Origin of the sequence: Mangrovibacter plantisponsor, from assembly GCF_003182475.1 — a bacterium.
GTDB classification, from domain to species: domain Bacteria; phylum Pseudomonadota; class Gammaproteobacteria; order Enterobacterales; family Enterobacteriaceae; genus Mangrovibacter; species Mangrovibacter plantisponsor.
Window position 1 is genome coordinate 302,889 of the sequence record NZ_QGTS01000004.1, and the last position, 14,338, is coordinate 317,226.

10 protein-coding genes are annotated in these 14,338 nt (G+C 50.7%); 4 read left to right on the forward strand and 6 right to left on the reverse strand.

What is annotated here, in order from left to right; all coding sequences use genetic code 11:
• Positions 1 to 9: 9 nt before the first annotated feature.
• Positions 10 to 2,292, forward strand: a complete 2,283-nt coding sequence (pflB, locus tag DES37_RS08350) for a formate C-acetyltransferase (protein ID WP_110025505.1) — start codon at positions 10 to 12, stop codon at positions 2,290 to 2,292.
• A 279-nt stretch (positions 2,293 to 2,571) separates the two neighbouring features.
• Positions 2,572 to 3,312 (forward strand): pyruvate formate lyase 1-activating protein, encoded by a 741-nt coding sequence (gene pflA / locus DES37_RS08355; RefSeq protein ID WP_110025506.1) that lies wholly within the window; start codon positions 2,572 to 2,574, stop codon positions 3,310 to 3,312.
• Positions 3,313 to 3,440: 128 nt separating this feature from the next.
• Here pflA and DES37_RS08360 read toward each other — a convergent pair whose 3' ends face one another.
• Positions 3,441 to 4,589: an MFS transporter gene (locus tag DES37_RS08360; protein WP_110025562.1), complete on the reverse strand. Its 1,149-nt coding sequence runs from the start codon at positions 4,587 to 4,589 to the stop codon at positions 3,441 to 3,443.
• Positions 4,590 to 4,987: 398 nt separating this feature from the next.
• Between DES37_RS08360 and DES37_RS08365 the strand changes: the two genes are divergently transcribed.
• The gene (locus DES37_RS08365) at positions 4,988 to 5,551 is read left to right on the forward strand and encodes a helix-turn-helix domain-containing protein (protein ID WP_110025507.1); all 564 of its coding nucleotides are present in this window, start codon (positions 4,988 to 4,990) and stop codon (positions 5,549 to 5,551) included.
• Positions 5,551 to 6,075, forward strand: a complete 525-nt coding sequence (locus DES37_RS08370; protein ID WP_110025508.1) for a GNAT family N-acetyltransferase — start codon at positions 5,551 to 5,553, stop codon at positions 6,073 to 6,075. Before DES37_RS08365 ends, DES37_RS08370 begins: the two co-directional genes overlap by 1 nt.
• An 89-nt stretch (positions 6,076 to 6,164) precedes the next feature.
• Here DES37_RS08370 and serS read toward each other — a convergent pair whose 3' ends face one another.
• From serS to lrp, 5 genes are all read right to left on the reverse strand, one after another.
• Positions 6,165 to 7,457, reverse strand: a complete 1,293-nt coding sequence (gene serS, locus DES37_RS08375; protein ID WP_036107733.1) for a serine--tRNA ligase — start codon at positions 7,455 to 7,457, stop codon at positions 6,165 to 6,167.
• 93 nt (positions 7,458 to 7,550) lie between these two features.
• The gene (locus DES37_RS08380) at positions 7,551 to 8,894 is read right to left on the reverse strand and encodes a replication-associated recombination protein A (RefSeq protein WP_110025509.1); all 1,344 of its coding nucleotides are present in this window, start codon (positions 8,892 to 8,894) and stop codon (positions 7,551 to 7,553) included.
• 7 nt (positions 8,895 to 8,901) lie between these two features.
• Entirely contained in the window at positions 8,902 to 9,513 is a 612-nt protein-coding gene (gene lolA, locus DES37_RS08385; RefSeq protein WP_036107727.1) for an outer membrane lipoprotein periplasmic chaperone LolA, read from the reverse strand.
• Between the two features lie 154 nt (positions 9,514 to 9,667).
• Positions 9,668 to 13,684 (reverse strand): DNA translocase FtsK 4TM domain-containing protein, encoded by a 4,017-nt coding sequence (locus DES37_RS08390; RefSeq protein ID WP_110025510.1) that lies wholly within the window; start codon positions 13,682 to 13,684, stop codon positions 9,668 to 9,670.
• A gap of 118 nt (positions 13,685 to 13,802) precedes the next feature.
• Entirely contained in the window at positions 13,803 to 14,297 is a 495-nt protein-coding gene (gene lrp / locus DES37_RS08395; protein WP_000228469.1) for a leucine-responsive transcriptional regulator Lrp, read from the reverse strand.
• Between the last annotated feature and the right edge of the window lie 41 nt (positions 14,298 to 14,338).

A 14,338-nucleotide genomic window follows, 5' to 3' on the forward strand; every position in this document is an offset into this window, starting at 1 on the left:
AGGTGTTACATGTCCGAGCTTAATGAAAAATTAGCCACAGCCTGGGAAGGTTTTGCAAAAGGTGACTGGCAGAATGGGGTCAACTTACGTGACTTCATCCAGAAAAACTACACCCCGTATGAAGGCGACGAAGCTTTCCTGGCCGGTGCGACTGACGCGACTACCGCGCTGTGGGACAAAGTCATGGAAGGCATCAAAATCGAGAACAGCACTCACGCGCCTGTTGATTTTGATACCAATGTAGCTTCCACCATCACTTCTCACGATGCTGGTTACATCAACAAAAGTCTGGAAAAAGTTGTTGGCCTGCAAACTGACGCTCCGCTGAAACGTGGTCTGATTCCGTTCGGCGGCATCAAAATGATCGAGAACTCCTGCAAAGCGTATGACCGCCAGCTGGATCCTCGCCTGAAACAAATCTTCACTGAATACCGTAAAACTCACAACCAGGGCGTGTTCGATGTTTACACTCCGGACATCCTGCGTTGCCGTAAAGCAGGCATCCTGACTGGTCTGCCTGATGCTTATGGTCGTGGTCGTATCATTGGTGACTACCGTCGTATCGCCGTTTACGGTATCGACTACCTGATGAAAGACAAATTTGCTCAGTTCACTTCTCTGCAATCCAAACTGGAAAACGGCGAAGACCTGGAAGCAACCATTCGTCTGCGTGAAGAAATCGCTGAACAGCATCGCGCCCTGGGCCAAATTAAAGAAATGGCAGCTAAATATGGTTGCGATATCTCTGTTCCGGCTGCAAACGCTCGTGAAGCTGCACAGTGGACCTACTTCGGTTACCTGGCTGCCGTTAAATCACAGAACGGTGCTGCAATGTCCTTCGGTCGTGTATCCTCTTTCCTGGATATCTACATCGAACGTGATATCAAAGCTGGCCGCCTGAACGAACAAGAAGCACAGGAAATCGTCGACCACCTGGTGATGAAACTGCGTATGGTTCGTTTCCTGCGTACTCCTGAGTATGATGAACTGTTCTCTGGCGACCCGATTTGGGCAACTGAATCTCTGGGCGGTATGGGTCTTGATGGCCGTACTCTGGTTACCAAAACCAGTTTCCGTTTCCTGAACACCCTGTACACCATGGGGCCGTCTCCGGAACCGAACATGACCATCCTGTGGTCTGAAAAACTGCCTCTGAACTTCAAAAAATTCGCTGCAAAAGTTTCCATCGACACGTCTTCTGTTCAGTATGAAAACGATGACCTGATGCGTCCTGACTTTGACAACGATGATTACGCTATCGCTTGCTGCGTAAGCCCGATGATCGTTGGTAAACAAATGCAGTTCTTCGGTGCTCGTGCTAACCTGGCTAAAACTCTGCTGTATACCATCAACGGCGGTGTTGATGAAAAACTGAAAATGCAGGTTGGTCCGAAAACTGAACCGCTGAAGGGCGACGTTCTGAACTTCGACGAAGTTATGGACCGTATGGATCACTTCATGGACTGGCTGGCAAAACAGTATGTCACCGCTCTGAACGTAATCCACTACATGCATGACAAATACAGCTACGAAGCCTCTCTGATGGCTCTGCATGACCGTGACGTTATCCGCACCATGGCTTGTGGTATCGCTGGTCTGTCTGTTGCAGCTGACTCTCTGTCTGCAATCAAATACGCCAAAGTTAAACCTATCCGTGACGAAGACGGTCTGGCTGTCGACTTCGAAATCGAAGGTGAATACCCGCAGTTCGGTAACAACGACCCGCGTGTTGATGACATGGCTGTTGACCTGGTTGAACGTTTCATGAAGAAAATTCAGAAACTGAATACCTACCGCAACGCTATTCCGACTCAGTCTATCCTTACCATCACTTCTAACGTTGTTTATGGTAAGAAAACGGGTAACACTCCGGATGGCCGTCGTGCAGGCGCTCCGTTCGGTCCTGGTGCTAACCCAATGCACGGCCGTGACCAGAAAGGTGCTGTTGCCTCTCTGACCTCCGTTGCTAAACTGCCGTTCGCTTACGCGAAAGATGGTATCTCTTATACCTTCTCTATCGTTCCGAATGCTCTGGGTAAAGATGATGAAGTGCGTAAAACTAACCTGGCAGGCCTGATGGATGGTTACTTCCACCATGAAGCGTCTGTTGAAGGTGGTCAGCACCTCAACGTTAACGTTATGAACCGTGAAATGCTGCTTGATGCGATGGAAAATCCGGAAAAATATCCGCAACTGACCATCCGTGTTTCTGGTTACGCTGTACGCTTTAACTCTCTGACTAAAGAACAGCAGCAGGACGTTATCACCCGTACCTTCACCCAGTCCATGTAATGGCTGAGGCTTCGCCTTCCAGGCCAGTCGTTCCCCTTCCCGGTAATGCCGGGAAGGATAAAGTAACGGCGGGACTACAACCTGGAAGATGAAGGGTATAAAATAAAGGCTCCACTCTGGTGGGGCCTTTCTTGTAAACCGCACCTCCTCTGTGAGCCCGTTTTGCAAGCTGACTCTGCTTAAGGCCAGCTCGCAAAACAGACTCGACGTGGCGTTCTACGGATTGACCACGCTAAACGCGCCTGAATATTTCAGGCCCGAACGGGAGAATACATCGCAATGTCAGTAATTGGTCGCATTCACTCCTTTGAATCCTGTGGTACGGTCGACGGCCCGGGCATTCGCTTTATCACCTTTTTCCAGGGCTGCCTGATGCGCTGCCTTTACTGCCATAACCGTGATACCTGGGACACCCACGGTGGTAAAGAAGTCACCGTTGAAGACTTAATGAAAGAAGCGGTTACTTATCGCCATTTTATGAATGCTTCAGGCGGTGGCGTAACTGCATCTGGCGGTGAAGCTATCCTCCAGGCTGAATTTGTGCGCGACTGGTTCCGGGAATGCCGAAAAGAAGGCATTCACACCTGCCTGGATACCAATGGCTTTGTAAGGCGTTACGACCCGGTGATTGACGAACTGCTGGATGTCACCGACCTCGTTATGCTCGACTTAAAACAAATCAATGACGACATTCACCAGAATCTGGTTGGTGTTTCTAACCACCGGACAATGGAGTTCGCTCGTTATCTTGCCAAACGTAAGATTAACACCTGGATTCGCTATGTGGTGGTTCCTGGCTGGTCAGACGACGATGACTCTGCTCACCGCCTGGGGGAATTCACCCGCGATATGGGCAATGTAGAGAAAATAGAACTCCTGCCCTACCATGAGTTAGGCAAACACAAATGGGTGGCGATGGGCGAAGAGTATAAGCTCGATGGCATCAAGCCACCCAAGAAAGAGACCATGGATCGTGTAAAAGGGATTCTGGAGCAATACGGGCACAAAGTGATGTACTGAACCCCTATTGGCACACACGCTTTCACAAACACGGATAACAGCCTTTTAAGCCACAAGCGGAATCACTCCGGTGGGTATAAAAAAAGCCTCTGCATTGCAGAGGCTTTTTTGTCTTGAGGGCGGGTTGATCACGCATGAGCAACAGGCGTTGGATGTTTTCCTGCCTTACGCAGCAACATCAGCAAGTAGATAAACGCAACAGTACCAATAGTAATAAACAGCAAGCTGTCGGAGAAACGTTGCATCAGCATTGCAGTCAATGTCGGCCCAAGGAGGCTGCCAACCGTATAGCTGAGCAGTAATGCCTGGTTCATTGAAACCAACTGATGCGGAGCGACACGCTCACACGCCCAGGCCATAGCAACCGGATAAAGGGTGAACCCGGCAGCGCCAAGGATAAACAAAGCAGGAGCCAGTGCAGCCTGAGACAACATGGCGACACAAGCAATAATAACGATAAACACCTGTACGCGCAGAACCAGCAAACGCCCATAGCGGTCTGCAAGGCGGCCAACCGGCCACTGCCCTACAATACCGGCGCTCACCATCAGAGCCATCCAGAAACCGGTTTGCGAATCAGTATAGTTCTGGTGGTTCAACCACAGTGGCATTAAGCCATACAGTGAACCAAGTACCACCCCAGAAATGACACAACCGTTAACACCCAGGCGTGCCTGGCGCAACCGCAACATGCTAAATACCGGAGTACTTTGGTGGTTAATATTTTCCATCGCCGTAATGCGGGTAAACAACAGTGGCAGTATACCGGATAATACAAGAGCCACAGCCCACGGCAGAACACTGAGCAACGCCGTATCCACTTTACTGACCAGTAATTGCCCGATTACGGTTCCAACGTAATACACCATCATGTATGCGGCCAACAGGCGGCCACGATTAGCCGAAGTCCCACTACACATCAGTGCACTTTCAACAACCACCCACAACAGTGCGCAACCAATGCCGGCGATAAAGCGCCAGACAGACCATGACCAAAAGCCGACTGTAAGGCCGAGACCCGCACTGCCAATCGCAAAAATAATCGCGGCAAGATAGTAGCTGCGGTTAAATCCCAGACGTTTAATCAACCATCCTGCCAGTACCGTACCCAGTAAATTCCCGGAAAAATAGGAGGAACTGACAACGCCGACTTGCCAGACAGGCAATTGATCATGAGCAAGCCAAAGCGGAACAAGCGTGTTCAGAACAGCAATCGCCAGAGTCAACAAAAGTAGCCCACAAAGCAACAATTGCACTGGGCGAGAATAGGTACGCATTAAAGTAAAACCGTGAGGGAGGCCACAAAGTGAGCGCATCATGCCACTGAAAAAAACAAAGTCAATATCACTGAAAACCGCGGATGCACAAGAATAATCCATTAATTCAGATTACTTATGATAAGTACATGGTTAGTTTTTTAAATTAAAAGTAAAATACTGTTTTTATTTAAAAAAATAGAAAACAGCGGAAAGAATGATATCAAAAATTTCATGGAATTATTTCCCTTGCTTCTTCCCTGATTTTACCCATTCCAGAGTATGTTTTGCTCAGGCAAACACGCACTACCGTTTCCACCCGGAGCGAAAATAGATAACCACTGCAGTTAACTTTTCTCGTTGCAAAAATCTCATTTAAGGGATATTTTCTCATAAAAGAGATAGTGAGATGAAAAACGATGGATAACTCCTCAGGGCAGGCACTGGCAATAGCACTGCGAAACTTGCGTGTCGCGCGCGGTTTAACCCTGCAACAATTGTCTGAACAGTGTGGCGTCAGCCGCGCGAGCTTATCACGTATAGAAAATGGGGAAGTCAGCCCGACAGCGGATACTCTGGGGCGACTTGCCAGTACCTACGCCCTGCCCATATCGCAACTGCTTGCACCGCTGGAGCAAACTTTTACGCCACTTATCCGCCGCGCCAGCCAAACAACCTGGGAAGATACTGACAAGGGTTTTCTGCGCCGTATTGTTTCGCCGCCAGGTGGTGAACTCGGTATGGAAATTATCGAAGGTAACCTGCAGGCAAACCAGTGTATTCACTACGCACACCCTGCCTTTGCAGGCCACGAGCATCACCTGGTGATGTTATCTGGCACACTGGAGTTGACGATTGAAAATACCCCGCATCTGCTGCATGAAGGCGACTGCCTGCGCTATCGCCTGTATGGCAGTTCACAATTCAAAACGCACAATCAACCAGCACGGTACATTATCGCCATGACGAAAAGGAGCATGTAGTGACAATCGCTTTATTACGACTTGATGGTTCAGAGCTTGAACAGCACCTCAAACCACTGTCCTCCCTGCTGGTTGAGAGCGTGGCACAAGGCGCATCCATCAGTTTTATTAGCCCATTCAGCCAACAGGATGCATGGCAATTCTGGCTTGAAAATGTAAAACCTGATGTTGAATCAGGTGGGCGGGCACTTTTTGCCGCTTTGCTGGATGGTAACCTGCTGGGGACAGTTCAGTTGATTACCCGAATGCCGCCCAACCAGCCACACCGGTGTGAAGTCGCTAAAATGATTGTGCACCCAGGGGCCCGGCGTTGTGGGCTGGGGCGTGCAATGATGCACCACATCATGCAATATGCGCGGGAGCAGGGAAAAACGCTGATGACACTGGATACCCGCACTGGTGCTGCCGGAGAAGCGCTTTACCGTTCAGTCGGTTTTAAGGTTGCCGGAATGACGCCCGGGTTTGCACTGGATACCGATGGCAAGAGTACCCATTCAACAACCTGGATGTACTGCACGTTGTAATGCCCTGCTAACCGCTACGTTTCCCATAAAAAAAGCGCCCGCAGGCGCTTTTTTACTGAGTTTGGCATCAGAATATAGTGCAGGCTTGATTAGCCAATATATTCCAGGCCACGCATATAAGGGCGTAATACTTCCGGTACCTGAATACGGCCATCTGCCTGCTGGTAGTTTTCCAGCACGGCCACCAGCGCACGACCAACAGCCAGACCAGAACCATTCAGCGTATGTACCAGGCGTGGTTTTTTCTCTGTTTTGCTACGGCAACGAGCCTGCATGCGACGCGCCTGGAAATCCCATACGTTAGAGCAGGAAGAGATTTCACGGTAGGTATTCTGTGCCGGGATCCAGACTTCAAGATCATAAGTCTTACAGGCGCTGAAGCCCATATCCCCGGAGCACAACAATACTTTCCGGTAAGGCAGGCCCAACAGTTGCAGAACTTTCTCTGCATGGCCTGTCATTTCTTCCAGAGCGTCCATTGAATCTTCCGGGCGAACAATCTGCACCATTTCGACTTTATCAAACTGGTGCATACGGATAAGACCACGCGTATCACGGCCATAAGAGCCTGCTTCTGAACGGAAACATGGCGTATGCGCCGTCATTTTCAAAGGCAGAGATTCTTCATCCAGAATTTCGTCACGCGCCAGATTAGTCAACGGCACTTCGGCAGTCGGGATCAGCGCGTAATTACTGCTGTCTGCTTCTTCTTCCAGCGGGCGGGTATGAAATAAGTCACCGGCAAATTTTGGCAACTGCCCGGTACCATAAAGCGTGTCGTGGTTAACCAGGTAAGGGACATAATTTTCGCTATAGCCGTGCTGCTCTGTATGCAGGTCAAGCATGAACTGGCTCAGAGCACGGTGCATGCGGGCAACCTGCCCTTTCATGACCACAAAGCGTGACCCGGTCAGTTTTACTGCCGCAGCGAAATCCAGACCACCCAGCGCTTCACCTAAAGTAACGTGATCACGAACTTCAAAATCAAACTGACGTGGCTCGCCCCAACGGAACACTTCCACGTTGTCGTTCTCGTCCTTACCCTGAGGAACACAGTCATCAGGCAGGTTAGGAATGGTCAGAGCGTATTCACGAATATCTGCCAGCAGTGTTTCCAGCTCAACTTTGGCCTTATCCAGTGCCTCACCAAGCTTGTTCACTTCCTGGCGTAATGGCTCAATATCTTCCCCACGCGCTTTCGCCTGGCCGATGGATTTCGATCGTGCGTTACGTTCTGCCTGCAGATTTTCTGTTTCTACCTGCAAGACTTTACGGCGCTCTTCAAGCGCACGCAGCTTATCAACATCCAGCTTAAAGCCCCGGCGTGCCAGTTTTTCAGCGACTGCGTCTGGCTCATTACGCAGCAGATTGGGATCGAGCATGCTTATCCTGTGCTTTTTATCGAATTGAATTTGAGAAAAAAACCCGTGAAACGCATCACGGGCAGTGTTGATAACCTTACCGCAACGACCGCATTAGCGGTAGCGTTTTATAGGGCTATTTTTGTCCTGTTCAGCAAGCCAGGCGAGCTTTTCGCCAATTTTGCCTTCGAGCCCACGGTTGGTAGGGCGATAATAGCGCGTTTGTGCCATTTCTGGTGGGAAATAGTTTTCGCCAGCAGCATAAGCATTTGTTTCGTCGTGTGCATAACGGTACTCTTCACCATACCCCATTTCTTTCATCAGGCGGGTTGGCGCATTACGCAAATGTACCGGTACGTCGTAATCAGGTTGCTCCCGGGCATCATGCATTGCCGCCTTAAACGCCGTATAAACCGCATTACTTTTCGGTGCACACGCAAGGTAAACAATCGCCTGAGCAATTGCCCGCTCACCTTCTGCCGGGCCAACCCGGGTAAAGCAATCCCACGCTGAAATCGCAACCTGCATGGCTCGCGGGTCAGCATTACCAACATCTTCTGAAGCAATAGCCAGGCAACGGCGTGCAACATACAGTGGGTCACCACCAGCTGAAATAATACGCGCATACCAGTACAGGGCGGCATCTGGCGCAGAACCTCTGACAGATTTATGCAATGCAGAAATCAAATCGTAAAAACGATCGCCTTTGTTATCAAAACGGGCGCTACGTTCACCGGCAACTTCGCGTAACAAACTGGCTGTCAAAATGCGTTTACCGCTGGCATCGGTTTGTGCCATATCCGCTAACATTTCCAGCGTATTCAGTGCGCGACGTGCATCACCATTCACCAGTTCAGCAATTGCCTGGCGGGTATCATCGGGCAAAACGAGATTTTGCCCGCCATAGCCCCGCTCACTGTCATTCATGGCCTGCAACAGTACCTGCTCGATATCGGCAGCCGTCAGCGATTTTAATAAATACACCCTGACCCGGGAAAGCAGTGCGGAATTTAGCTCAAAAGAAGGATTTTCCGTTGTCGCGCCAATAAAGGTTACCGTGCCATCTTCAATATGCGGCAGGAATGCATCCTGCTGGCTTTTGTTAAAGCGGTGGACTTCGTCAACAAACAAGATAGTACGGTGGCCTGCATGGCGGTTTTGCCTTGCCCGTTCAATGGCTTCGCGAATTTCTTTTACACCAGAGGTAACCGCAGAAATACGTTCGACATTGGCGTTAGCATAACGCCCAATGACTTCCGCCAGTGTCGTTTTTCCTGTTCCCGGAGGCCCCCAGAGGATCATCGAATGCAACTGGCCTGCTTCAATCGCTTTAGGTAGCGGTTTACCCGGCCCTAACAAGTGCTGCTGGCCAATATACTGCGCAAGATTTTCTGGCCGCATACGCGCGGCCAGAGGCTGGAAAACATTGTCGGAAAAATCGAGTGGCAAATTACTCACAACCGCCTCACTGACGTTGATCGTCTACCGTTACTCCTTTCGGCGGGGTAAAGGTAAACTTGCTCATATCTGTCGCGCCATCTTGCTGGCCGGTGAGCTGATAAACACTACGCTGATCATCCTGCTCAACTGCACTGAACTGGTGGATAGTCCCACTTTGGCTGACATTAATCGTAAATTGTTTAAGGTTACCACTGCTGGTTTTCGGGGTCAGAACAAAGTCATCCCCTTGCTGTTTAACATTATATTGCTGCCAGTCAGATGACTGATTACGGGCAATCAACATAAAGGGGGTGTTACTGGTCGCATCTTTAAGCCATGTGGCACTGGCCTGCTCTACGAACGGGTTATAAAACCAAAGCGTTTTACCATCGGAGATAAGTTCGCTTTCATCAGGCTGAATCATATGCCAGTTGAACAAATTTGGCCGTTTAACCCACAGTTCACCCTGGCCATCCTGAATTTCATTGCCGCTGCCATCAGTCACTTTTTGCGTGAAGCTGGCATGGAAACTGTTCACTTTATCCAGACGGCTTTTCAGAGAGCCAGCGGCATCCGCCCACACCTGAGTGACAGTAAATACTGACAATAACGCACAGGCAATAGCGATCTTTTTCATTACATATCCTCGAATAACACAATTCCAGGTGAAGTTTTTCAACTGGCTAGTCTGGCCGCAAAGCTGTCGCAATAACAGAAGAAAAAGCTGATAGTTGAATTGTTTACGCTTCTTTGCAAAAGAGCCGCAAAAGCGGCTCCCGGGGTTTGTTAACTTATTCAAACGGTGGTGGGGCCAGCACCTCACGGTTACCATTATGGCCTTGTTCACTAACAATGCCCTGGTTTTCCATTTGTTCAATGATACGTGCGGCCCGGTTGTAGCCAATACGGAACTGCCGTTGAACACCAGAAATAGAAGCCTTACGTTTTTCCACAACAAAGGCAACAGCCTGGTCAAACAACGCATCCAGCTCTTCGCCGCCATCAAAACCACCGGCACCACCTTCAGACTGGCTGTCTGCAGTAATGCCATCTACATATTGTGGGCGGCCACGCGCTTTCCAGTCCTGGACCACTGCATGCACTTCCTGATCGCGCACAAACGCGCCATGCACACGCACAGGCAGGGTTGAGTTTGGCCCGGAATAAAGCATATCCCCCATACCCAGCAAAGACTCAGCCCCACCCTGGTCGAGGATAGTGCGGGAGTCAATCTTGCTTGATACCGTAAACGCGATACGTGTTGGGATGTTGGCTTTAATCAACCCGGTAATCACATCTACTGACGGGCGCTGAGTTGCCAACACGAGATGAATACCTGCAGCACGCGCTTTTTGCGCCAGGCGAGCAATAAGCTCTTCCACTTTTTTGCCAACAGACATCATCAAGTCCGCAAACTCATCCACCAGCACAACGATGTTCGGTAATTTCTCCAGTACCGGATGCGTAACATCCATGCTGTCGCCGGGTTTCCAGAATGGGTCAGGAATTGGCCGCCCCATGTTTTCTGCTTCCAGAATACGCTCGTTGTAGCCAGCAAGGTTACGAACCCCCAGTGCCGACATCAACTTGTAACGGCGTTCCATCTCGTTGACACTCCAGCGCAGCGCATTCGCGGCATCCTTCATATCGGTGACCACTTCGGTCAGCAAATGCGGGATCCCTTCATACACCGACAACTCAAGCATTTTCGGGTCAATCATGATAAAGCGCACATCTTCTGGTGTCGCTTTATATAACATGCTGAGGATCATGGCGTTCACACCCACTGATTTACCTGAGCCAGTAGTACCGGCAACCAGTAAATGTGGCATTTTAGCGAGATCAGCTATAACAGGTTCGCCACCAATATCTTTACCCAGAACAACCGTCAGCGGTGACGGGTTATCACGGAATTTCTGGCAATCCAGCACTTCTCGCAGATAGACCGTCTGGCGTTTCTTATTCGGCAACTCCAGCCCAACATAAGGTTTACCTGGAATAACCTCGACCACACGCACAGCAACCGTTGACAGTGAGCGGGCCAGGTCGCGTGACAGGTTTGAAATGCGGGCGGCTTTTACTCCCGGAGCAAGGTTCAGTTCGAACCGGGTAATTACCGGCCCAGGTGAGTAATGAACCACTTCAGCTTTAATACGGAAATCTGCCAGCCGCGCTTCCACCAGGCGCGCCATCTGTTCCAGCGCAAACGTATCTACCGGCTCCACTTCTGAAGGTGGCGGAGTTAACAGGTCCAGTGAAGGAAGTGGCGTCGTTGGGCGCTGCAATGGGCGGCTATCGCCATTTCTCATCAGGAATGGATGAATAAGGCTGTCCTGACCCGGTTGTGATGATTGAGCTGCTGAATGCCCATGCGGGTGCGCGGCCTGAGCATGCTGTTCGGTTTGTGGTGCGGAATTAACCGACTGAACCGGTTGTGCATGCTGGTACCCCGGAGTGGCGACGGGCTGCGAAGGAACCGCAGCCTGTGCCGCATCAGGCGTAAAGACCGGCTCAAACGGCCCTTCAGCCACCGGATGTGTGACCGGTGCCAGGAAATCATCCACAGAAGCTGAATGGCGGGCAGAGGATGCATGGAAATCATGCTGATACTCTTCCCCAAAGCGCGCTTGCTGTGTAGCTGCAAACTGGGCAGCTAATGCCTGTTCTTCTGCATCATCTTCCTGCCCGTCAGGTACAGAAGCCTGAGCAGAAGCAGCATAGTCATGCTCATATTGCTGGCCGAAACGCGCCTGCTGAGAAGCCGCAAATTGCTCTGCCAGTTCAGACTGATATTGTGAATCGTCGTCTTCATTACCAGGCAAGGATCCTGCCTGGTGTTGGTAAGCATGGTGTTGTTGAGAATAGTGCTGTGCTTCGCGGCGTTCCGCTTCCGCTTTCTTACGGGCTTCAGCTTCACGCTGTGAAGGTAGCTTAATACCATAAGAAGCCAGTTCACGACGGGTAGGCACACGCACACGATTTGGCCGCGGTAATTGTGGGCCAATACCCTCTTTCACCTGCGGACGCGGAGCATCACCGGCAACACCAAATACCGGTGGGGCTATATTCACGGCGGAATCGCCATGGTGAGCACCCTGCGCTGCACCAGCAGCAACGGCTGCCGCAGTTGCACTGACTGAAAGGCCATTCGCTGTATGCGACAGACCCGTTGATACCGGAGAGGACTGCTGCGCACGCGCTTGTGCCGCCAGTTGTTCCGGGTCAGGCACGGGCTCATACCATGCAGCTAACTGCTCACGCTCTTTTGCTCGCTTCGCTTCCACTTCTTCGAAGTAATAAAGCGGCGGCCGTACAGCCTTGTTCACCTGGTGTTCAGAGTTATCAGGCTCCGTTGGCGGCAATTCGTCGCGTTCAGTACCGGCATTCTGGCTGTGATACGGGTTATACCCTGATTCTGTGCCTGTTATATCCCCACCCGGTTCAGAAGCAGGATAAGACTCTTGTGGGTAAGCTGGCTGTTCAGCATCACTATAATGCTCTTCAGCATAAGGGCTCAGCGCTGTTGGCACTGGCTCAACAGGTAAGTCAGAAGCCCCTGGATACTGGGAGGGTTCACCATAGCCGCCCGGTGTTGAATACTGAGCTGGCGCAGAACCCACCGGTTCAGCGTAAGGCTCAGGAGTATAAGCTGTGCTGGCCTGCTGCACATATTCTGGCGGCGAACCCTGCGGCTGATGGGCTGCTGGCGCCATACCGGAGTAATAATCCTGCAACAAAACATCCGCTTGCCCGGCACCGCCTGGTTCTGCACCTGCTATGCCCGGATCAGCACCCTGGCCAGGCTGAGCATAGTGCTGATATTCATTTTCCTGAGTGATACGGTAACCGCTCAGTAGTGGGTCATTCTCAACGGCTTCATTTGCCGAATCAGTTACCCGGTTACCGGAAAACAGCACGTCATCAGACGTGGTTGCGGCAGGTATTGTTGGGTCAAAATCAGAATCGTCCATCTTCTTGCCAGAAAACAGCGCTTCGTCTGTTTTTCGACCAAGAGGATTAGCAAATTTTTCACTCAACCGGTGTTTGCGTGCTAAAGCACCACGAAGAATACGCGCCCGGCGGGATTCCCGTTGCTGCGCCTTAACTGGCTCGCGTTGTTCCTCTTCATATTCGTCGTGCTCTTCATAATCATCATATTCTTCGTCATCATCCTGCCAGGTATCATCCCGGCGCGTACGATTACTGGCGAAGGTTAAAACACCCAGTACAACTGCACCGAGTTTTTCCGCAATAGTGACCCACGACCAGCCGGTAAACAGCGTCAGGCCAGCAGCCCAGACACAAAGCAACGCCAGCGTGCCACCACTGCTATTGAGCAGCGGCATCATTGCGGTACTCAGCAAGCTGCCTATCACACCGCCTGAGGCAAAATACCAAATGTCATCGGCATTTATAGCCGCCAGCCCACATGAAGTGAGAACCAGCGCAAGCACGCCAATCAACCGCAGTGAAACGGCAAAATAGTCTACAAGTTCTTCCTGCACACGGTGCCGCCACGCAAACCAGCATGCGCCGATGATGATGACAGGAATGATGTACGCCATGATGCCAAAGATGAAAAACAGCGTATCCGCAAGCCATGCGCCGGGTTTACCACACAAATTGTGGATAGGTTCATGCCATGCGGTCTGTGACCAACTTGGATCTGAGGGGTTAAAGCTCAACAACGCCACCATCAGCCAGACAGCGAACAGGGCCACCACAATCAGCATGGCTTCCAGTGCTCGCCTTCCGCTACTGAGGGAAGTGAGTACAACGTCTTTTTCTTCAGTGTATTCCTGGCTCAAGAAAAACTCTCCAGGGGGGTTATGCTAAAATCGACAACCGTACCGGTTCCCCGATACGGTTGCTGTATGGATTAACAGGAGTGTAATCAAACTCAGCCGATTTTGCACCTGTCTGGTGTTAACGGGTTTTAATAACCAGACGATTACTCTGCTTGACTTCTTCCATAACGACATAAGTACGGGTGTCGTTCACACCCGGCAATCGCAGCAAGGTTTCGCCCAGCAGTTTACGGTAAGCAGACATATCCGGCACACGGGTTTTCAACAAATAGTCAAAATCCCCTGAAACCAGATGACACTCTTGAATTTCCTCAAGTTTCTGTACAGCAGCATTAAACTGTTCAAACACATCCGGCGCACCACGATTCAGAGTAATCTCAACGAAAACGAGAAGTGATGCATCCAGATAATGTGGATTAAGCAGCGCTGTGTAGCCCTGTATAAAGCCCTGTCTTTCCAGACGGCGAACACGTTCTAAACACGGCGTCGGGGAAAGACCCACGCGTTTAGAGAGTTCGACGTTAGAAATACGCCCATCCTTTTGCAACTCATTCAGAATGTTACGATCAATACGGTCGAGATCTTTACCAGGGCGCTTCTTGCTATCTACCATTATTATTGTCTCTCTATATTCCTTCCCTACTCCTGCCATTT

Bases quoted from the DNA above. Each gene is read 5' to 3' on its own strand.
- pflB (WP_110025505.1), top strand. From the start codon at position 10: ATGTCCGAGCTTAATGAAAAATTAGCCACAGCCTGGGAAGGTTTTGCA.
- pflA (WP_110025506.1), top strand. From the start codon at position 2,572: ATGTCAGTAATTGGTCGCATTCACTCCTTTGAATCCTGTGGTACGGTC.
- DES37_RS08360 (WP_110025562.1), bottom strand. From the start codon at position 4,589: ATGCGTACCTATTCTCGCCCAGTGCAATTGTTGCTTTGTGGGCTACTT.
- DES37_RS08365 (WP_110025507.1), top strand. From the start codon at position 4,988: ATGGATAACTCCTCAGGGCAGGCACTGGCAATAGCACTGCGAAACTTG.
- serS (WP_036107733.1), bottom strand. From the start codon at position 7,457: ATGCTCGATCCCAATCTGCTGCGTAATGAGCCAGACGCAGTCGCTGAA.
- lolA (WP_036107727.1), bottom strand. From the start codon at position 9,513: ATGAAAAAGATCGCTATTGCCTGTGCGTTATTGTCAGTATTTACTGTC.
- lrp (WP_000228469.1), bottom strand. From the start codon at position 14,297: ATGGTAGATAGCAAGAAGCGCCCTGGTAAAGATCTCGACCGTATTGAT.